The sequence below is a fragment of the Carnobacterium sp. 1290_CSPC genome (genome assembly GCF_001053265.1).
GTDB lineage: Bacteria > Bacillota > Bacilli > Lactobacillales > Aerococcaceae > Aerococcus > Aerococcus urinaeequi.
The window spans coordinates 1-21,631 of sequence record NZ_JVVG01000106.1 but is presented as its reverse complement, the minus strand read 5'-3'; the positions used below and the strand labels follow the sequence as shown (position 1 = coordinate 21,631).

Sequence of the window (21,631 nt, the reverse complement as noted above, 5' to 3'; positions counted from 1 at the left end):
AGGTCTTTTTTTACCTTGTTGTTTGAAAATTCTTCCATTATCATTAATGTAATGAATTGGGAGAGGTGTTGGATTTAGATGAAGAATAAGTTGAGCCAGGGTAACCGAATATTACTAATGATTATAGCCATTGGACTAGTCTGTCTAGTGGGCATTGCACTTGCTTACAATGGGATTGTTTCAACAAGTAACTCCAATGAAAATAGGGATGAACAAGCGGGAAAAGATACGCCAGCCATACAAGTGCCGTCCTTTTTATCACATCTGCCTGCTAAGGAAACTGAGGACCAGTGGCAGGGTGTGGATGGGACTTTTGTCTTGCGGTCGGTTGGGGATGTTTTGATCCATACAGAGGTGACGGCAACGGCTGATACGACAGCGGATGTGTTTGCGGACCAAACGGTTTCACTGCAGGATGCGGGTGCCTTGACTGGCGACAATTTAATTGCCTATGGTTCAAATGGTGGGGACACGGCGGTTGATCTAGGTGTTTCGGACTACAATTTTGACCCTATGGTCGCTAAAATTGCGCCATTTACATCATATGCAGATTATACAGTGGCCAACCTGGAGATTCCTGCGGCCTATCCTGAATTGCCGGTGGCGACTTATCCGAATTTCAATATGCCTTCGTCCATTCTGGGGTCTTTGAAGCGGGCTGGTATTGACGGTGTGTCAACTGCAACAAACCACACGCTAGACCAGTTTGCGGACGGAGCTTACATCACTATGGACCATTTGGATGAGGCTGGGCTCATGTATTACGGGGCTTTTCGTAGTCAAGAAGACCATGACACGGCAAGGATTGTCGAGAAAAATGGGATTAAGTTGGGCTTTCTGGCTTATACTTATGGGACCAACGGCATGGTTCCGCCCGAAGATGAGCCGTGGGTGGTCAACTATGCGGATTTACCAGTGATGCTTGAAGAAGTGACGGCATTGAATGATCAAGTGGATGCGGTTGTTGTGTCCTTACATTTGGGGACTGAATACGGGACGTTGCCGGATGATGAACAAATCGCTGTGACCCAGGCCTTGGCCGATGCAGGGGTAAAATTGGTAATTGGCGGACACCCGCATGATTTACAGCCAGTGAATTGGTTGAATGACAAGGATACCTATGTAATTTATTCGCAAGCGTCATTTATGACTGGTCAAGTTGCGGATGATAATAAAGTTGGGGGCATTCATGAGGTGACTTTTGAACGTGACGAAAACGGTGAAGTACAAGTGCGCGCCGTGAAATTCATGCCGACATATTTTTCAGGGACAGCTAATGAGACTTCATATGAAAGTGTCCCACTAGGGGATTATAAGGGGCAAGATAATGATCAAGCGGCTTGGGTTGAGACCATCCATGACCGGATGATGACTTATACAGAAGATTTTACCTATGAGGATTACTTAGAGACAGCCTGGACACAAGGTGTTAACTACGAATAGTAACAGTAGATAGGAGATTGCTGAGAAGCGTGGATTTTACAGTAACTTTAGTAAAATGCAATAAGGGATTGATTTTGTATCGAATTCCCCTTAAAATGTCAGCTTTTTTGTGAGAATGTTATCTTTTAATGTTGTTTTCAAATGGCATAGATTATAATAGGATGAGATTTTGTTTATTTTGGTCAGGAGGCATATGTACTTGGCAATAAATAAAACAATGACCTTATTTAAGTTGTTAGTGGGATTTGTATTAATAACAGGATAAATAAATTGAAGGATGGGATAATATGCAAGCAGTAATTACAGTAATTGGTAAGGATAAGGTTGGTATTTTAGCGAAAGTAGCCACTAAATGTGCAGAATTAAACGCAAATATTGTAGATGTTGAGCAATCAATCATGCAAGACCTTTTTACCATGGTGATGATCGTCAATATTGATGGTTTAAACGTTGAATTTGAGGACTTTAAAAAAGAAATTAAAGATGCATTAACTGCGATGGAAGTTTATGTAATGCACGAAGATATTTTTAATGCCATGCATAAAATTTAAGTCAGTTAAGGAGAAACAAACATGCTAGAAATGAATAATATCATTGAAACAGTTTCAATGATTAAAGACAACAATTTAGATATTCGAACAATTACAATGGGGATCTCATTGATTGACTGTGCAGATCCAGATATCGACCGTGCCTGCCAAAAAGTATACGATAAAATCACCACAGTTGCTAAAGACTTGGTGAAAACCGGTGAAGAAATTGAAGAAAAATACGGGATTCCAATTGTTAATAAGCGTATTGCTGTAACGCCAATTTCGCAATTATTAGCGGCTTCAGGTGGCGACCCATTGAAATATGCCCATATCTTAGACAAGGCAGCCAATGCAGTTGGCGTCAACTACATCGGTGGGTATACAGCATTAGTTCATAAAGGATTTTCTGCTGGGGACCGTGCTTTAATCGAATCGATTCCACAAGCCATGGCTGAAACAGACCACGTTTGTTCATCCGTTAATATTGGGTCAACACGTGCAGGTATCAACATGGATGCTGTTAAAATCATGGGTGAGGTTGTCCGTAAGGCAGCTGAATTAACCCAAGAAAACGAAAGCATGGGGGCTTCTAAGATTGTCGTCTTCTGTAATGCAGTTGAAGATAATCCGTTCATGGCCGGTGCCTTCCACGGTCAAGGAGAGCCGGATGTTGTGATTAACGTTGGGGTTTCTGGACCAGGTGTTGTCCGCAATGCTCTTGCAGAATTGCCAAAAGATGCATCTCTTGAAACAGTTGCGGATACTATTAAACAAACAGCTTTCAAAGTCACTCGTATGGGCCAATTAGTGGGGACCGAAGCCTCTAACATGCTAGGCGTACCCTTTGGTATTGTAGACTTATCATTAGCGCCTACGCCAGCTGTCGGCGATTCTGTTGCTCATATCTTAGAAGAAATTGGTTTAGACCAAGTGGGTGCCCATGGTTCAGTAGCGACTCTAGCCATGCTAAACGATGCAGTTAAAAAAGGCGGTATCATGGCATCATCAAATGTTGGTGGTTTATCAGGTGCCTTCATTCCAGTAAGTGAGGATGCCGGGATGATTGCAGCTGCAGCTAACGGTACTTTAAATATTGAAACGTTAATGTCTATGACGGCTGTATGTTCAGTTGGTTTAGATATGATTGTTATTCCTGGTGATACAACGCCTGAAATTATTTCAGCGATTATTGCCGATGAAGCAGCGATTGGGATGATCAATTCCAAAACAACCGCTGTTCGAGTAATTCCAGCTATCGGTCGTCGTGATGATGAAGTTTTAAACTTTGGTGGTTTGTTCGGTGAAGCTTCTGTTATGCAAGTAAATCGAACTTCTCCAAATACCTTTATCAACCGTGGTGGCCGTATTCCAGCACCAATTCAATCACTTAAAAACTAAAGTAGATTTTAAAGTTAAAGCTCTTATCTTATCACAAGGTAAGAGCTTTTATTTGGTGGTCTGAAATTTTCCAACTATAATGTAGATACAGTGGAAACTGAATACGTATTAAGGGGAAATTACATGAATTTATTAAATCAAACATTAACCTTAAATAATGGGGTAGAAGTCCCACAAATCGCATTAGGGACTTGGCAAACACCGACTGCTGAAGCAGTGAGCTCAGTCCGTTTTGCCCTAGACAATGGCTACAAACACATTGATGGTGCCCATGCTTACGAAAACTCTAAAGGGACTGGAGAAGGGATCAAATCTTCTAGTGTTAACCGTGAAGACATCTTTATCACAACTAAGGTTCGTGGAGAATCGAAAACTTATGAAGCGGCTATGGACAACTTTTACCAAGAGTTGAAAGATTTAGACACTGACTACGTAGACTTATTATTAGTCCACTGTCCAACACCTTGGCGCTTTTTCTCAAGAACTGATGACAAACGTCCAAGCTTCTATGAAGAAAATATCCAAGTATGGCGCGCTTTAGAGGAGTTGTATGATAAAGGCTTAGTCCGTGCAATCGGGGTTTCAAACTTTAACGCCGACGACTTACAAAACTTAATCGAAAACACAAATATTAAACCTGCTGTAAACCAAATCAAGTACCACATCGGCTATACCCAAGACGATATTGTATCTTATTGTGCAGCCAACGACATCATCGTTGAAGCCTATTCTTCATTAGGTACAGGCCGCTTATTAGGCAACGAAGATATCAAGGCAATTGCAGACAAATACGGTGTATCCGTACCGCAATTATGCTACCGTTATCCATTGCAAAAAGGCCACATCATTCTACCAAAATCAGTTCACGAAGAATACATTCTTGCCAATGCTGAATTAGATTTTGAAATTTCTGAAGCTGATATGGCAACTTTAGATGCAATCATTATTGAATAACCTGATTGTCATCCTTTATAAAAAAACGGGGCTAGGAGATACCTCGCTCTAAAAATAAAAATCGCGATGAAATAATTATTACTATGATTTTTTGTTGCGGTTTTTATTTTTGACTGATTTGTGTTTAAAGCGTACGATTTTTTCTAGCCAGAGGGGCTAATTGGTTAGTTTCATGCTCATGAGAAACAGGCCAACGGTATTATGAACAGCAAGCTTGCCTCTGACGTTGTTTTTTCGCATACTAAATACACTGTTCAATCGCACAAAAATAATATCCCCGTCAATTTTTCGTTTAGCGTAGATAACTTTTCTATTTTGTTATAATGTTGATAGGTGGTGAGTCACTCATTTAAATTCTTGTGAGTCAAATATCTTATAAAATATTTGACTCACTATGCTTTTTAAAAGGATAAAAACCCTTCAACTCTTTCTAGTTTAGAATGAGTTGAAGGGTTTCTTTGTTAGGAGACTAAGTTGTTTTGCAATCTTCTTTTTGAGTATCTTTTTTAGAGGCAATATACTGTTTCACTAAGCGATCGTATTCACGCATAATTGACGAAATGACCGGTTTTTTTATCGACTCTAATGTGATGGAATCGATGGATGCTATAGGCAATACATCGTTACCCGTTCCTGAAATAAAAGCGCCATCGATAGTATTTAATTCTGTCACAGGAACATTTTGTTCGATAATATCAATTTGCTGTTGTTGGCAAATGGCTACAACTTTAGAACGGACAATACCTAAAAGAACATTTTTAGCAGGAGAAGTATAGAGTTTATCCCCTTTAACAATAAATAAATTTGAACGACTACCTTCTGTGACGTTACCTTCTTGGTCGACTAACAGCACTTCATATGATCCTGTTTTTTCTCGCTCCGCTAGTACAGTTTTTTGATACTCTTCACGTTGGATCTTGATATTCGGATCTTCTCTTTCCAAATTCAACAAAGTTGTTTTAATGCCATTTTGATAATAGCTCGTAGGCGGATAAGAACTTTTAGTGAAGAAAGCCAGTAAACCAATGTCTTTATTCCAGATCAATTTGATATTTTGATCAAAGGCACCATTCTTATCTATAAGTTGGTATAACCGATTGATTAAAATATCATCTGAATCTGTTAAAGGAATGCCGACAGCTAGAGCAAAATCTCTGAATCGGCGCAAATGATCTTCCAAAAACAAAGGTATGCCTTCTCTAACGCGAATCACTTCATACACGTTTTTTCCTGTTAATTGTTCAAATGGATGCAGGTTGTCTGTGGATACTTCTTGATCATTATGATAGTAAAACTTTTGTTCAACATATTCCATATTTTTCATCCTCTTTTATTTAATCATTGTGGTTAATTTATTCAGGAGCCTGTTAATGGTCTATTTTTAAATAAGTTTATCACTTTTTTTAAATGAAGACAGCAATGTTTTTTTAAATAGTTGAATAGATACTCCTTACTATAAAGTGTAGTGAGTATTGTAATGTTTTTTACTAAATACATACTGGTAAAAAGGTATTTAATATCAAATAGGAGCGAAAATAACATATAACTTACATAGAGTGTTAGGGCTTATTTATCTAAGCTATATATCCGTATCAGTCATAGAATAATTATTCACTGTTAGCGACCTTTCAATGCTAGCTTTAGTAGCAAGAATCCCTTGTCGTTTATGAGAAAAGTTCTATGGCACAGCTATAGTGGTACGAAAATAGAGAAGTTAAAACTTTAACGATTACATAACTTTTGACTTATATAAAACAAGATGATAAACTACTTTAAAATATGAAACTATCACTTTTATATGAAGGAGAGATTCTATGCGCGCAGTAACATGGCAAGGAAACGAAAAAATGGAAGTCAAAACGGTCCCAGATCCTACGATTGAAGAACCAACCGATATGATCGTTCGCATTACAGCAACAGCTATTTGTGGTTCTGATTTGCATTTATACCATAATGGGAAACCGGTCATGGAAGAAGACTATGTAGTAGGGCATGAGCCTATGGGTATTGTAGAAGAAGTTGGTTCTGCAGTGACCAAAGTGAAAAAAGGCGACCGAGTTGTTATCCCTTTCAACATTGGTTGTGGAGATTGTCATTTCTGTGCTCATCATATGGAAAGTCAATGTGACAATTCCAACCCTAATCCAACGTTTGATCAAGGCGGATTGTTCGGTTTTGGTAAAATGAACGGAAATCACCCTGGAGGGCAAGCTGAATACTTACGTGTCCCATTTGCAGATTTTACTTCTTTTGTTGTTCCTGAAAGTAATCTACCGGATGAAAAGGTATTATTTCTATCGGATGTACTGCCAACAGCATATTGGAGTGTAGAGCATAGTGGTATGAAACCAGGAGATACAGTGATCGTATTGGGTTCTGGCCCTATCGGATTATTTGTACAAAAATTTGCCAAAATGAAAGGTGCTAAACGTGTAATTGCTGTAGATAACGTCGATCATCGTTTGCAGCACGCGAAAAAAATGAACGGCGTAGAGACCGTGAATTTTTCAGATGTTTCTAAAGTTGGTAGTGAATTGTATGAAATGACTAAGGGCGGTGCTGAGGTAGTAATTGATTGTGTAGGAATGGATGGTGTAACACCAATCAAAGAAAAAACCAAAGAAATTCTTACCCCGCAAAGCGGTTCTTACTCACCAATTCAAACGGCAAGTGAAGCTGTGAAGAAATTTGGGACGTTGATGGTAACTGGGGTTTATATGACTCCAGCAACGAATTTCCCGTTCCAAGACTTCTTTACTCGTAATGTGAATATTAAAATGGGACAAGCTCCGGTTATCCACTTGATGCCGAAAATATATGACATGATTGAAAAAGGAGAATTCGACCCTTCGGATATCATTACACATACAATGCCTTTGGAACGTGCTGCTGAAGCATACGATATTTTTGACAAAAAAGCAGATAATAATATTAAAGTAGTATTGAAACCCGGTATGTCTTAAAAGAAATAGTGGAGCTGGCAAATAACTAGCTCAAAAAATAAAAGCGCGATGAGATAATCATGAAATGTGATTGTTTTGTCGCGTTTTTATTTTTAGCGGATTCGGGAGATAAGAAATCAGTCAGACATTTATGGCGATGTTTCTTTAGATTACGACGACGTCGTTCGTGAACAAGATGCGCTTTAGGAATCGTCTTTTCTTCTTTGATTGTAGCTTCAACTTCTATCAGTTCTTCACCCAAATGATAAATGATTTTTTTAATACCTTCTGGCGTTTCTGAAATTTATTCAGATAAAACCATATCAATACTTTTTTAGATGGATAAAAACCCTTCAACTCTTTCTAATTTAGAATGAGTTGAAGGGTTCCATTGTTAGGAGACAGAGCTGTTTCCTAGCACATCTTTTTTATTTTTCTAACCATCTTGTTGAATATTATCTTCTTCAAGTTCTTGACGACGTTGTTCATTTTCTGCACTACGTAATTTAAAGGATTCTAATACCTCTTGAACCTTAGCATTTACAGTAGCATTTGTCTTAGAACGGAAGCTTTCAAGTTTGTTCATGTAGTCATCCATCGAACCACCGATACCAAAGGTAAAGCTTGGTTGTTCTGGATCCATCGCAGCGGTAAACAATTCAGTGTTGGTTGCTGCTGATGAAGGAATTGTATAACTTGTATCATACGGTCCTTCAAAAGTACCAGATGCCGTACCAGTTTCCGTTACAACTGTTTCCTCGTGAACACCTTCAGGTTCTGCTAAGACTTCACCAGACCCCATTGTATTCGGGTAGTAGTAGTTTAGTCGGGTACCTAAGGTTGTCCAGTAACGTAATGACCGTTGAGCTGGCGTTCCGTATACGGTATTTTCAGCTTGACTATATAGGTCACGAGTTTGCGTGATGTTATCATAACCAATCCAAGAAGTAAGGGTTACATTAGGTGTTGAACCGTTGGCCCATAAATCCCTAAATTCTTCTGAAGTACCAGTCTTCATAAACCAGTCTAAATCACTATCCATTTGCGAATTATAAGAGGCCATAGCACCAGTAGTTGTCGCGTCTTTTAAGATATCAGCAATTACATAGGCTACATCTTCATCAAAGACACGTTCTTTTTGCGTTTGATGCTGGTAAACCACATTACCATTGGAATCAGTGATAGTTTCGATTAGGTAAGGTTCAACGTAAACACCACCATTTGCAAAGGTCGCAAAGGCTGCTGCGTTCTCTAATACAGTTGGACCATTAGTAGTTCCACCAAGTGATAGGGCTAAGTTACTGAATTCATCAGTTGAAATCGCATCCTGTAAGCCCATCTTATATGCATAAGATTGAATGTCGACGCCCTGGTTTAATAATTCATTATATAAGGCCAAGGTCGGATTATTCATAGAAGTTGACAGGGCATAGCGGGCGGTTACAAAGTCATTTGAAATGGTAGTCCCAAAGTTGGTTGGCTCATAAATGGACCCATCTGGTTGAACGATACGAGTATAAGTATCCGCTAGCATCGTATTTGCACCAGCAATTTGCTCCTGCAAGGCCGGACCATAAGTCAAGATAGGTTTAAATGATGAACCAGGTGAACGACGAGAACTAAAAGCGTGGTCAACTTGAGTGGTATCAAAGTCAATCCCACCTACAAATCCAAGGACTTGGCCAGTGTCGTTATCTAATAAAACTGTTCCATTTTGAACAGGTTCTACGACTTCAATTGGGTCACCATTTTCATCTGTTGATTCTGAATAATAGGTGGTACCAAATGAAGCAGAAAATTCTTGAACGGTTGAGTTCATTGTTTCGTAAATATCGGGATCGACTGTCGCTTTAATGGTTAAACCACCGTTACGCATTTGACTTTCAGCCTCAGCATAATATTGGTTGTATAACTGATCATTCGCGTTAACATCAGCCATAGTCAGTCCATCAGCCGCTACTTTTTGTGCCATCAAGATATCAATAGTTTCAAGTTCAACCGCTTGATAGATGTATGAATTACGTTCATCTGGTACTTCTTCGCTGGTTCCAGTACTTAGGAAGTCTTGGGTAATATCGTAATTAATGGCTTCTTGATACTCTTCTTCAGTAATATAGTTGGTTAACCGCATTCTTTGTAAGACTTCATGCGAACGGGTAATCCCATCTTCTAAATATTCTGCATCTTTTAATTCACCAGATTGCAAGAAGGGGGTATAAGTATATGGATTTTGCGGAATACCCACTAAAAAGGCTGCTTGTGCTAAAGTGACTTCACTCGCTGATACACCGAAAATCCCTTGGGCTGCTGTTTCAATCCCTGCAATATTTTCCCCTTTATTATTACGTCCGTATGGTGATTCATTCAAGTAACCTTGCAGAATCTGCTCTTTTGAATAGTGGTTTTCTAACCGCATCGCTAGCAAAATTTCCTTCGCCTTACGTTCAAAAGACACTTCATTGGTTAATAGTTTTTGTTTGATCAACTGTTGGGTAATAGTTGAACCACCGGAAGTCCCACCTACACCAAGGAAGGTTGAAGCACCTGCCCGGATAATGGCTGACGGTACGACACCACCATGTTCGAAGAAGTTTTCATCTTCCGTAGCCACTAAACCATTAATGATATACGGACTCACATTTTTCAGTTCAGTATTTTCACGAACCAAGTCAGCACGAATACTAGAAATTTCTGTATCATCACTATAAGTCATGGTAGAAATCTCACCGGCATTCTCCACCGCATTAGCAAGTTCCTCTTCAGTTGGGATTGGCATATCTTCTACCAAACCAATGAAATAGCCTGATCCTAAACCAAGCCCCAATGACCCACCAAGAAATAGGATAAGCAATAAGACTAGGAATATTTTAGCCAAGGATTTAAAAGCCACATTCACATAGAACATCACTTTTTCAGTTTTAGATAGCCCATTCCCAATTTTTTTCTTTTCTTCATTGTTTTTCTTCACTATACACACACTTTTCTATAACATATTTTATTGTAAAAATAGCTTGATTTGCTCTTAATTATATCAAAACAATTGTATACATGCTATGTGAATTCCCCCTCTGTAAAATGAATGTAAAATTGGCCTAGCTAGCTTTCATTCGTATTCAAAATAATCTAGGGCTAAACATAGCTAAATCACCAACGGTCTAGTAAAATAAAGGTTATACAAAGCACATGGAGGTAGAGAAAATGTCTAAAGTAATGTTGATTATTAACCCATCATCTGGAAAAGGTGCGGGTAAAGAGATTCAAAGTGATTTAGAAAAGGCCTTGTACACTTCATTTGATGACGTCGAAACAAAATTCACTGAAGGAGAAGGCGACGCCAAAAACTGGGCTCGAGAAGCTAGCGGTGAAGGTTACGAAGCCGTTGTCGTCGTTGGTGGTGATGGGACTGTTAACGAAGGAATTTCAGGAATCGCTGAAACAGATTCAACCATTAAATTTGGCTTCATTCCACTAGGGACAGCCAATGATTTAGCACGTGCCTTAGGAATAAGTCTAAAACCTCAAGAAGCTGCTAAAGACCTGGCTAATTTTAAAACTCGGAAAATAGATATCGCTAAAATAAACGACCAATACTTCTGCAACGTGGCTGCTATTGGGTCAATTCCAACTGCCGTAATGGAAACCTCAAGTGAAGAAAAATCAAAATTTGGTTTCTTTGCCTATGTGCGTGATTCAATGCGTGCTGTATTAAAAGATGACCAGTACACCTACAAATTAGTCTTAGACGACGATGAAGAGATTGAAATCTCAACAAAAGTACTTGTGATTGCCTTAACAAACAGTGTAGGGTCATTTGAAAACATGATTGCTGGAGCAACACCAGATGACGGTTTATTACATATCATGACCTTAAAAGATGAAAACTTATTAGCTGAATTACCAGGGATGCTACAAGAATTAAACGGCGGCTATATTTCTGAAGCCAATAACATGATTACTTATAACGTCAAAAAAGTGGCTATCTCTGTTATAAATGAAGACGCGGACGAAGTGAAAGTGAATATTGACGGCGAGGTTGGTCCAGCGCTACCAATTGATATCGAAGTCTTACCATCACATGTAGAAGTAATGGTGCCTAATAAATAGGCTTCATTGCTATGATGTCAATACTTTGATATAATAACCTAGTGAAAAATTACAGGAAAGAGGGTATATGTCGTGTCTGGACATAATAAATGGAGTAAAATCAAAAACAAAAAAGGTGCAACCGATGCTAAACGGGCGAAAGTATTCCAAAAACTTTCTCGTGAAATTTATGTAGCAACGAAAGCGGGTGGACCTGATCCAGAATCAAACCCATCTTTACGTTTGGTTATGGATAAAGCAAAAGCAGCGAACATGCCTAACGATAATGTAAACCGTGCGATTGAAAAAGGTTCAAGTAACAATGCTGGTGAAGACTACGATGAAATCACTTACGAAGGTTATGGGCCAGGCGGTATTGCCATTTTAGTTGAAACCTTAACTGATAATACCAACCGTACTTTAACCAATATACGTACTATTTTTAACAAAAACGGGGGTTCATTAGGTGAATCAGGTTCAGTTGCTTACATGTTTGACCGTCAAGGTTACATCGTGATTGAACGTGAAGGTTTAGACCTTGATGAAGATGAAATGTTAATGAACGTAATCGAAGCTGGTGGGGAAGACATGACAACTTCGGACGAAGTGTTTGAAATTTCTACAGAAGCTTCTGACTTCACTGATGTTCGTGACGCTTTAGAAGCGCAAGGACTTAAATTAGCACAAGCTGAAATCACAATGGTAGCTAAAACAATGTTAGAACTACCTGAAGATAAAGCCAGCCAACTTGAAAACTTGATCGACTTATTAGAAGACGACGATGATGTACAAAACGTACATTACAATACAGAATTAGCTGAATAAAGTTATTCAATACAAAAAGTGTTGGTAAAGGTTCGAAAGAAACCTCCGCCAACACTTTTTATATAATTAAAAAGACGACCTAAGTATACTGGCGCGAAACCAGCTTACATAGGTCGTCTTTATCTTTACTACTTGCTATTTAAGATACGTTTAACCACTTTAAGACGGGTAAATTCTTCACGTTCTTTCTCTTCAAGCGCTGAAGAAATAGATTTTTGTGCACCTTCCAATTGAGGAATGGTCACGTTTTGAAGGGCATTTACACGTTTTTGCGTTTTCTGCATGTTGTTCGCTAAACGATAAGCCGCATTCTCAACTTCAGCGATTTGAATCAGCAATTCTTTTACCCGACGAAAGGCAATTCGTGCTTCATCAATAGCCACTGTATTGTCATAGAATGAGTAGGCGGGCTTCATAGGTCGAGGTTTGTAATTAATTTCCGGCACCTCTGAACCCATGACACTACGTACTTTTAATTGGATATCGTCTTCAACACTCACGTTAGTTGATGCATTATGTACGCTTAAAATACCATTTTCATAAGCAGCAATTGACAATTTATGATAAGCCAACTCATAAGCCTTTTTAAGGTCATCCTGTAAGCCGGATGCCTTATTTAGCAAATCAATCAACTCATTCATCAAGATAATCCTTTTCCGGTCCATCAATAGATAACCGTTACGGGAAAGATCTAATGTCTTTTGAATCTGCATTAAGTTCCCCTTGGTAGGGGTGTTATTAATATCCATTAATTTTCACCACCTTATACTAGGGGCTTGTCAGTTGTTTGTTGGTTTAATACCTCATCAGCTGTATTTTTGTAGTATTTATCAAGGATTTCAGTATCCATACGTGTCAATTCTTCACGTGGGAAAATACCTAGTAATTGCCAACCTAAGTCCAATGTCTCTTGGATGGTTCTTGTTTCATCTTGGCCTTGACCAACAAATTTTTGTTCGAATAACTCACCAAATTTAAGGTAAAGTTTATCAACATCCGATAACTCTTCTTCCCCGATAACAGAAGCTAAAGATTTAGCCTCGTTAGCACCAGAATAAGAAGCGAATAATTGGTTAGCTACATCAGAGTGGTCTTCACGGGTAAATCCTTCACCAATACCATCTTTCATCAAACGAGATAGTGAGGGTAGAATCCCAACTGGTGGATAAACATTTTTACCTTCAATCACACGGTCTAATACAATTTGTCCTTCAGTAATATAACCAGTAAGGTCAGGAATAGGGTGCGTGATATCATCATTAGGCATGGTCAAAATGGGAATTTGTGTTACTGAACCTGGTTTACCTTTAACGATACCCGCACGTTCATAAATAGTAGCCAATTCAGAGTAAAGGTAACCTGGGTAACCTTTACGAGAAGGAATTTCTTGTTTTGCTGAAGATACTTCACGTAACGCCTCAGCAAAAGAAGTCATATCCGTTAAGATAACTAACACATGTTTACCTAAATCATAAGCCAAGTATTCAGCCGTTGTTAGGGCCACACGAGGCGTGATTAGACGTTCCATAACGGGATCATCGGCGGTGTTCACGAACATGGTTACGTGGTCCATGGCACCAGATTCTTCAAATGAACGGCGGAAGTAGTCAGCAATATCATGTTTTACACCCATTGCAGCAAATACAACCGCGAATTCTTCATCAGAATCTTCACCTAATTTGGCTTGTTTAACAATTTGAGCAGCTACTTGGTTATGGCTCATACCATCACCAGAGAAGATTGGTAATTTTTGACCACGAATCAAAGTCATCAACCCATCAATTGCAGAGAAACCAGTTTCAATATAGTCACGTGGGTAAACACGAGATACTGGGTTAAGTGGGGCACCGTTGACATCACGTTTGATGTCAGAGTGGACAGGTCCTAAATTGTCGATTGGACGACCGATACCATCAAAGACACGCCCTTGAATTTCTGGTGCCAGTTCGATTTCTAATCCGTGACCAGTAAATTGAGTATGTGTATTATCTAAAGACATTGAAGTAGTTGAGTCAAATACTTGAATGATGGCTTTTTCGCCTTCCATTGTAATAATTTGACCTAACTTTTCTTCGTTGCCATTCACGCGAAAGCGTACGATATCATTATATGCAGCGCCTCTAACACCGTCTACAACTACTAGAGGACCATTAATGGAATTTAATCCTAGATATTCTATTGCCATTATTATTCCCCCCTTAACCGTTCTCTTGCATTGCTTTTTCATAGAAGGCATCAATATCTTCAAAGTAGTGATTAAAATCATCTATATTATTATTTGAAGTAGTGTATTTCATATTGATGACATCCGTGAAAATACTTGATTTGTTTAGATAAGACATTGGCATACCCCATTGAATCAATGATTTAGCCCGGTGATGTAAGTATAAAATAACTTCCATCATTTTTTCTTGTTTAGCCATAGGAACCGCAGAGTCGACTTTATGGAAGGTGTTTTGTTGTAAGAAACCTTCACGGAAGACACGCGCAGTTTGTAAGACTAATTTTTGGTGGTCAGGTAAGACATCAGAACCAATTAGTTTTACGACTTCCATTAATTGATCTTCTTCGTGTAAAAGAGCCATCATTTCAGCACGGTTAGTTAGGAATTTTTCAGAAACGTTGGCAGTATACCAAGCACCTAAATCATCCACGTACTGACTATAAGAATTCATCCAGTTGATGGCAGGGTAGTGACGTTTATGGGCAAGTTCTGAATCTAGCCCCCAGAAACAACGTACGAAACGTTTGGTATTTTGGGTAACTGGCTCAGAGAAGTCCCCACCTTGAGGAGACACAGCACCGATAATCGATACTGAACCTTCCGATTGGTTTAAGTTACGCATGTAACCTGCACGCTCATAGAAAGTAGCAATTCGACTAGCTAAGTATGCAGGGAAACCTTCTTCAGCTGGCATTTCTTCAAGCCGACCAGATAACTCACGTAAAGCTTCAGCCCATCGAGAAGTTGAATCGGCCATGATCGCTACGTCATAACCCATATCACGGTAGTATTCAGCGATCGTTAAACCTGTATAAATAGAGGCTTCACGGGCTGCTACCGGCATGTTAGAAGTGTTGGCAATTAAAACTGTACGTTCCATCAAAGGCGCATTTGAACGAGGGTCAATCAATTTTGAGAAGTCTTCAAGTACTTCGGTCATTTCGTTACCACGTTCACCACAACCAATGTAGACAATAACATCTGCATCAGCATATTTTGCAATCTGATGTTGCATAGTCGTTTTCCCAGTACCGAAACCACCAGGAATCGCAGCAGTACCACCTTTAGCGATAGGGAAGACTGAGTCGATAATCCGTTGACCAGTTACAAGTGGTGTAGTTGACTCGAAACGAGAAGCAACAGGACGTGCTTGACGGATTGGCCATTCTTGATAAGCTTTGATTTCATCAATGTCACCGTTGAATCGACGAACTTTAACCAAGATATCTTCGATAGTATAGTCACCTTCAGCAACTACTTCTACGACTTCACCAACAGTTGTAGGTGGTACCAATACTTTATGGGTAACGGCGTTAGATTCTGGGATTTCGGCGATAATTCCACCACCAGAAACTTGGTCACCGACTTTAACAACTGGCTTTACGTGCCATAAAGTTGATTTATCAAGCGAATCTACTTGAACACCACGTTTGATCATGTATCCGGATTGTTTTTCAATTTCAACTAAAGGACGTTCAATACCATCATAGATATTATTGATTAAACCAGGGCCTAACTGTACTTTAATCGGCATTGTTGTACCGTAAACGCGTTCTCCAGGACGGATACCCGCAGTTTCTTCATACACTTGGATAGTGGTTTCTTTTTCATTGATGGAAATAACTTCCCCAACTAATTTGTCTTCCCCAACGTGGACCATTTCTTGCATGGATAAGTCGGTTGGACCAGCGATTTTAACGATTGGACCCGAAATTGAATAAATTAAATTTTCGTTTGCCATTCTAGTCATCAACCTCCTTGATAGTAAAGCTATCTTCAACGTTTGCTAATAGGGTAGAGAAAGAGTAGTCAATTAATACTTGACGGTCTTTCAAGACGCCACGGACGCCACCTAAAAACTCACGGTCTGAAATTTGAATATTTGCATTTGTTTCTTCTAATAAAGTTTCAATCATACCTTGATCTGAATGGTTGATGTAAACAACCAACTCTTCACGATTTTTTTCTGCATAGTCTTTTAAGTTATTAATCATCACAACTAATTGGTTGCGGTATTCATCTGTTTGCATGTAATTTTGAATCGCATCGTTGAATTCAGCGAATAACGTTTTTTTCAACTTTTCTTCTTGTAAGTACAAGTCACGTTGTAAGTGAATTTGACTTTGAGAAATGTTTTTATTTAACTCTTTACGCATATCTTTTTTGGCGTTTACAAATTTTGCATCAAACTCTTGATTTGTATTTTTCACAAATTCATCATAGTCTTTTTGCAAAGTTGCTCGGTATTGATTGACTTGTTCGTCAATAATATCTTGCGCTTGTTGGTTGACTTGCGTTTCAAAATAAGCAAATTTATCTTCTAAATCCATTGCTTAAAACTCCCATTCTATAATTGGATACCAATTGCATGTTGAATTGTTTCTGCAATGGTATTGGTCGCATTTTGATATTCATTTGCACCTAAGACTGAAGTGATAAGTGGTGTTGCTTGGTTAAAGCGAACATCATTTACAAGGTCTTGATTGCTTTCAATTAGAGAAGGTGAAAGGTAAAGAATGCCAATACCTTTATTTGCTACTGCACGTTTAAAGGCAGGTTCAAATTCCGCAGGCTTTACAATTTCACCTTCAATACCTACTAATCGCAATCCAGTCAAAGTGTCTAAGTTATCACAGATTACGTAAGCATTCATTATAGTTGACCTAAAATCATGAATGAGATGATCAAACCGTAAAGGGCAACCCCTTCAGCAAGACCAACGAAGATTAATGAACGACCGAAGATTGAACCATCTTCTGAAATAGCACCTAGGGCAGCTGAAGCAGCAGAGGCAACGGCGATACCACCACCAACACATGATAAACCAGTTGATAAGGCAGCAGCGATGTAACCAAGACCTGTTGCTAAACCAGCAGCGTCACCAGCAGTTTCTGCAGCAGCACCAGTTGATGCTAAAGCAACTTCTGGGTTGTAAGCTAATACGATAGCAATTAAGATACCAGCTACAACGAATACTAAGTTAGTAGTTAATGATTTTTTGTAACGATTTTTTGTTTTTTTGCCTGTGTAGAAGTAACCAAATGGTAAAACAAAACCCAATACGAAAGTTGCAACCATTGTCAGTTTAATTAATAATTCTGTTGTCATTTTTATTTTCTCCTTTAATCTTTAATCCAAATATTTTTAAATTCAATACCATCGCCACGATAGAAGTGACTGAAAATTTCATAAAATTCAAGACGTAAAACTTGAATTGCCACGACTAATCCTTCAAAACCAGTTACAAACAAGTTACCTAAGATAATGACCAACCAGTTGATGTTGCCACTATTTTCAGCACCTGCAAACATTAATACCACACTCATCATTGCACCATGGGAAATAGCGAACGCACCCACACGGACGAATGAAATTGAGTTAGAGAAGTAAGTTAATAGGGTTTCGAATGTCTCAAAGAAGATCGTTAATGCTTTAATCACGATGTTGTCACCATTTTTCTCTTTATGGTTTTCCAACTTGTGAATGATTTCCTCTTTAAAGGCAATTGTGATTAATGCTAAAGCTAGGATAGCGATTAAGATGCCAATTGCTGGAATTGTGTGTCCAGACATGTAAAGGATTAACATAGCTACTAATACAAAGTAGAAAATGAATCCGGCAATACCGTTCTTATCAAGAATGGCTTCCCATTTTTCTCCGGCATTAAAGCGTTGCACGATGTTGACGATCATTGTTGCGAGGATCATGAACATACCAAAGGCGACTGCAACAATAAATACAGTATTTAAGCTTCCGAAGAAGGGGATGTCTGTCATGTGTGTCATAGGATGTAGCCATAATGCATGGATAACATCTTCAAATCCAAAGATTGATCCGTAAAGGAAACCAAAGATAGTTGAACTTAATCCAATTGGCGCTAACATACCGATAGGGCGTAATTTCTTGTTGAAGAATCCGACAAGCCCTACAAGAAATAGAATTAATCCCTGACCCACGTCTCCGAACATGGCACCAAAAAGAAGGGAGTAAGAAATACCTACAATCGCTGTTGGATCAATCTCACGGTAGTTTGGAACGCCGTACATTTTGGTTAGTAACTCAAAAGGGCGGATTAGGAAATTGTTCTTCATTTTTGTAGGTGGATTCAAATGACTGTTGTCATCTTCATCTTCGATATACATAGTCACGTTTGGATCGTTTTTCACTTCATCGCTGAATTTTTGCGCATCAGATTGAGACATCCAACCGATTAATAAGTAACGTGTTTCTTTTTGCGCGAATTCCTCACGGGTAATTGCTGCAAATTTACGAACACCAAAGGCTTGAGATAAATCCATTAAACGACTCTTAGCAGCTAATAAATTAGGTGCAACTGGCGTTACTAAAGCACGCATTTTACGCTTCAATTGGATTAACTGGCTTTCAGTATCTTCCACTAGGTTTTGGTATTTATGGGTAATTTCACGGAAGCTACCAGTTTCTTCAGGAAGGTAAATTCGTTCCCAAGCTAGCGAGAATAGAAGAGCATCAACACGTTGGCGCGCTTCATCTGGTGTGAAGTAGACACCATAAACGTATTTTTCAGTTTCTTCACTCTTCACGAAGATTGCTGGCACCATTGTGTCCACATATTTTTCGAACTTACGGTAGTTTTCACGAGTGAAACGACCGAAACGGAATTTAATGTGGTTCATTTCGTAAATTTTATCCAATGTAAAGTCAATCGATTGGAAAGGTCTAAACATTAACAAGCTTTCATTTGCTTCATCATGTGCTGCTTGCACCTTAGCAATGGCTTCTCGTTCATGTTGCAAGCTTTCTTCAACTTCGTTTACTAAAGCTTTTGCTTGATCAAAGGTCATGGGTCTGTCCAAGTGAATGTCTTTACCATGCTCAACGTTTGTGTAGTCTAATAAGTTATCAATTCGTTCTTCCCAAGGTTCGTAAGGGTTTGGACTTGTATAGGGACGAAGTGTTCGAATCTCTGACAACTCCTTCAATGCATTTTCTAAATGAATAGGATAGTGGGTCAAGTAACGATCCGCCATCCGGTCAATATCGTCACGAGGACCGGTAATATTGACTAAGCGCATTTCGGTTATCATTGATTTAAACTCCTTTCTATAGGTGAGATGTTTTTATATGTAATTCGTTCGGTTAATTCTTCTAACATTAGTAGTGCGCGACGACTATCTTCTAAATAATTAATAATTGCAAACATAGATCTTGGTGCTCTATTTGCTAGATGACTTTGTAAAGATCTTAAAAACGCTTCTTCATATTTTTGAAGGGATTCCTCAGTTGATAAATGTTCAAAAATATCACCATAACCAAGCTCTGCAACTGTTATTTCAAAATTACGAATATCAGGTGCTTGTAGCAATCGATCAACATACTCATCATTTAAGCGATAATGAGCATCCACTAGAGCAGAAGTCACTTCGTTGTCACTTAATTGGTAGAGGAATTTCAAACGATAAATTGTAAAAATATTTAAGATATCAAAGCGGGCTCCGAATAGTTTTTTAAAACCTGTTAATGACTCACCGTTTAGATATTTTTTACCGCCTTGCCAAATTTGTTGAATGACAAATTGGTCAAAGGCAATTTCGAATTCATAGCGCTCATAGTCATTTTGACTAAATAAGTTACTATATTGTTGGAAAAAAGGTCCGTAAATGGTGTCAGCAAGTGCATCCACAACTGTTTTTACGTCAGTTGCCATGATCAAATCTGTCGTTTTGAATCCGCGATTATCATCAAGATAATGGGTCACTGGACTCATGATGACGGTTGTTTCACCGCGATTATCTACCGTTCGTAAGGTATGTTTGATAAACCAGGCTTCAAAAAACATTGCATATCGTTTAAGGAAAGCGCGTTGTTGCAAAGAGGCAAATCGATATATCTTTAAAAACTCAAAGAAATTGCCGTAATTTAGCATCAACTCAATATCTTCTCGCGAAGAGACATCAGTTTTTAGAACGTCTGCTGCCTTTTTGTAAGAAGGATTTTCGGTGATTAATGCGTACAATTCATTTAATGTACGAATATCCCCATGAGCCTCGATTTTCTCACTGGTCAGTAAATGCTTTCGCATACCATGAATTTTTGTGTCTATAGCAGTATAGTTATCCAATTTCATCGACTCCAAGCTTTGTTACTTTTTCCATGAACTCGTCTACATAAAGACCATGTTCATTGTCAAGAATATCTTGAATGCGTTGCATTTTACGGGAAAATTTGGCAGTAAGATTATGAGAAGTTTCATAGTCCTCAGAACTAAACGATTCTCTTGTTGCTTCGATTTTTTTAGCATAAGCATCATTAGCCGCTTGTAAAAAATCACGTTTCTTATCGTCAAATGATCTTTTAATGCTCATTTTTTGATCTTGAACCGTATTCTCCGCATCTTTAGCCGTATTTTCAATTTGATATAAACGATTTACGATGTCATCCATTGCAGTTCCCTCCCTTTTTGTAGTGCCAATTTAGCGGCCTAACTTAAAGTATATCATTTCAGAAAATTTTCAAAATTAAAACGGGGGCCTATCATGCAAAAGTGCGCAAAATTTTGAGATGCGCTTTTTTTTGCATATTATTTTCATTTCGTAAGCGATTTTATAAGAATTCTTCGTATAAATTATATGACCTGAAAATAAATGGAGGTGGTAGATTGAAAGAAATGATAGACAAGATGATTTCGATGGCGATATTAAAACGGTCCGATGATATCCACATTCTCCCAGAGGGACAGCAGTATCATATTTTTCTGAGAGACGGATACCAATTGATATTGCAGGAAACGCTTGAATTTGAGAAAGGTAGCCAGCTGATACGGCTTTTAAAGTACATGGCTAATATGGATGTAGGTGAGAAACGTATGCCCCAAGACGGTGCTATTGTCTATGACCTGGCAGACGACAAAATCGAATTGCGATTATCGTCAATCTCAAATTATCTCATGCATGAATCATTAGTCATCCGTGTCTTTCATGATAAGGTGACCAGTGATTTTAAAGCCAATCACTTGAATCAAGAAGCTTATGACACTATGAACAAATATATGAAGCGCAAAAGTGGTTTGATTATATTTTCAGGCCCAGTTTCCTCAGGTAAAACAACGACTATATACCAGTTGCTAAGGAATGCCTATCAAGAAAAAGCCAGTCAAATTATTACAATAGAAGAGCCCATTGAAATTAAAGGGCTCTTCGTCAAATAGGACTGATGAGTAATATCTGCCAGGTAATCATTAGATTACCTGG

General features: G+C 38.7%; 20 protein-coding genes. 8 read left to right on the top strand and 12 right to left on the bottom strand.

Annotated elements, in window-relative coordinates; genetic code table 11:
• The first annotated feature begins 78 nt into the window (after window positions 1–78).
• From AC973_RS08805 to AC973_RS08790, 4 genes are all read left to right on the top strand, one after another.
• Window positions 79–1,443: a CapA family protein gene (locus AC973_RS08805; RefSeq protein ID WP_048729688.1), complete on the top strand. Its 1,365-nt coding sequence runs from the start codon at window positions 79–81 to the stop codon at window positions 1,441–1,443.
• Window positions 1,444–1,730: 287 nt separating this feature from the next.
• On the top strand, window positions 1,731–1,994 hold the full coding sequence (locus tag AC973_RS08800) for an ACT domain-containing protein (RefSeq protein WP_048729685.1): 264 nt from the start codon (window positions 1,731–1,733) through the stop codon (window positions 1,992–1,994).
• A 21-nt stretch (window positions 1,995–2,015) separates the two neighbouring features.
• Window positions 2,016–3,374 carry a PFL family protein gene (locus AC973_RS08795; protein ID WP_048729683.1) on the top strand — a complete coding sequence of 453 codons (1,359 nt, stop codon included), beginning with the start codon at window positions 2,016–2,018 and terminating at the stop codon, window positions 3,372–3,374.
• 123 nt (window positions 3,375–3,497) lie between these two features.
• Window positions 3,498–4,328, top strand: a complete 831-nt coding sequence (locus AC973_RS08790; RefSeq protein WP_048729681.1) for an aldo/keto reductase — start codon at window positions 3,498–3,500, stop codon at window positions 4,326–4,328.
• A 469-nt stretch (window positions 4,329–4,797) separates the two neighbouring features.
• Here the strand turns inward: AC973_RS08790 and AC973_RS08785 are convergent, their stop codons facing one another.
• The gene (locus tag AC973_RS08785; RefSeq protein ID WP_048729679.1) at window positions 4,798–5,643 is read right to left on the bottom strand and encodes an aminotransferase class IV; all 846 of its coding nucleotides are present in this window, start codon (window positions 5,641–5,643) and stop codon (window positions 4,798–4,800) included.
• Window positions 5,644–6,142: 499 nt separating this feature from the next.
• On the opposite strand from AC973_RS08785, the gene AC973_RS08780 reads away from it, so the two are divergent.
• The gene (locus AC973_RS08780; protein WP_048729676.1) at window positions 6,143–7,291 is read left to right on the top strand and encodes a zinc-dependent alcohol dehydrogenase; all 1,149 of its coding nucleotides are present in this window, start codon (window positions 6,143–6,145) and stop codon (window positions 7,289–7,291) included.
• A gap of 25 nt (window positions 7,292–7,316) precedes the next feature.
• On the opposite strand, the gene AC973_RS09975 is transcribed toward AC973_RS08780, so the two are convergent.
• The gene (locus tag AC973_RS09975) at window positions 7,317–7,532 is read right to left on the bottom strand and encodes a hypothetical protein (protein WP_192828997.1); all 216 of its coding nucleotides are present in this window, start codon (window positions 7,530–7,532) and stop codon (window positions 7,317–7,319) included.
• A 174-nt stretch (window positions 7,533–7,706) separates the two neighbouring features.
• Window positions 7,707–10,238, bottom strand: coding sequence for a transglycosylase domain-containing protein (locus AC973_RS08775; RefSeq protein WP_048729674.1), 2,532 nt, complete (start codon window positions 10,236–10,238; stop codon window positions 7,707–7,709).
• A gap of 230 nt (window positions 10,239–10,468) precedes the next feature.
• Between AC973_RS08775 and AC973_RS08770 the strand changes: the two genes are divergently transcribed.
• Window positions 10,469–11,374 (top strand): diacylglycerol/lipid kinase family protein, encoded by a 906-nt coding sequence (locus AC973_RS08770; RefSeq protein WP_065419888.1) that lies wholly within the window; start codon window positions 10,469–10,471, stop codon window positions 11,372–11,374.
• Window positions 11,375–11,446: 72 nt separating this feature from the next.
• Entirely contained in the window at window positions 11,447–12,178 is a 732-nt protein-coding gene (locus AC973_RS08765; RefSeq protein ID WP_048729670.1) for a YebC/PmpR family DNA-binding transcriptional regulator, read from the top strand.
• Window positions 12,179–12,306: 128 nt separating this feature from the next.
• Here the strand turns inward: AC973_RS08765 and AC973_RS08760 are convergent, their stop codons facing one another.
• From AC973_RS08760 to AC973_RS08720, 9 genes are read right to left on the bottom strand one after another with little or no spacing between them, the layout of a single operon-like run.
• Window positions 12,307–12,927, bottom strand: a complete 621-nt coding sequence (locus tag AC973_RS08760) for a V-type ATP synthase subunit D (RefSeq protein WP_048729668.1) — start codon at window positions 12,925–12,927, stop codon at window positions 12,307–12,309.
• A gap of 14 nt (window positions 12,928–12,941) precedes the next feature.
• Window positions 12,942–14,363 (bottom strand): V-type ATP synthase subunit B, encoded by a 1,422-nt coding sequence (locus tag AC973_RS08755; protein WP_026466171.1) that lies wholly within the window; start codon window positions 14,361–14,363, stop codon window positions 12,942–12,944.
• 13 nt (window positions 14,364–14,376) lie between these two features.
• Window positions 14,377–16,143, bottom strand: a complete 1,767-nt coding sequence (locus AC973_RS08750) for a V-type ATP synthase subunit A (RefSeq protein WP_048729662.1) — start codon at window positions 16,141–16,143, stop codon at window positions 14,377–14,379.
• Window position 16,144: 1 nt separating this feature from the next.
• The gene (locus AC973_RS08745; RefSeq protein WP_048729660.1) at window positions 16,145–16,732 is read right to left on the bottom strand and encodes a V-type ATP synthase subunit E; all 588 of its coding nucleotides are present in this window, start codon (window positions 16,730–16,732) and stop codon (window positions 16,145–16,147) included.
• Window positions 16,733–16,749: 17 nt separating this feature from the next.
• The gene (locus AC973_RS08740) at window positions 16,750–17,055 is read right to left on the bottom strand and encodes a V-type ATP synthase subunit F (protein ID WP_048729658.1); all 306 of its coding nucleotides are present in this window, start codon (window positions 17,053–17,055) and stop codon (window positions 16,750–16,752) included.
• Window positions 17,055–17,510 (bottom strand): ATP synthase subunit C, encoded by a 456-nt coding sequence (locus tag AC973_RS08735; RefSeq protein ID WP_026466167.1) that lies wholly within the window; start codon window positions 17,508–17,510, stop codon window positions 17,055–17,057. The genes AC973_RS08740 and AC973_RS08735 overlap by 1 nt, the downstream gene beginning before the upstream one ends.
• A gap of 14 nt (window positions 17,511–17,524) precedes the next feature.
• Window positions 17,525–19,468, bottom strand: coding sequence for a V-type ATP synthase subunit I (locus AC973_RS08730; protein ID WP_048729657.1), 1,944 nt, complete (start codon window positions 19,466–19,468; stop codon window positions 17,525–17,527).
• Window positions 19,465–20,508 carry a V0D/AC39 family V-type ATPase subunit gene (locus tag AC973_RS08725; RefSeq protein ID WP_048729654.1) on the bottom strand — a complete coding sequence of 348 codons (1,044 nt, stop codon included), beginning with the start codon at window positions 20,506–20,508 and terminating at the stop codon, window positions 19,465–19,467. The genes AC973_RS08730 and AC973_RS08725 overlap by 4 nt, the downstream gene beginning before the upstream one ends.
• Window positions 20,495–20,824, bottom strand: a complete 330-nt coding sequence (locus tag AC973_RS08720; protein ID WP_026466164.1) for a hypothetical protein — start codon at window positions 20,822–20,824, stop codon at window positions 20,495–20,497. Before AC973_RS08720 ends, AC973_RS08725 begins: the two co-directional genes overlap by 14 nt.
• Before the next feature lie 224 nt (window positions 20,825–21,048).
• On the opposite strand from AC973_RS08720, the gene AC973_RS08715 reads away from it, so the two are divergent.
• Window positions 21,049–21,588, top strand: a complete 540-nt coding sequence (locus AC973_RS08715) for an ATPase, T2SS/T4P/T4SS family (RefSeq protein WP_225968977.1) — start codon at window positions 21,049–21,051, stop codon at window positions 21,586–21,588.
• Window positions 21,589–21,631: the final 43 nt, after the last annotated feature.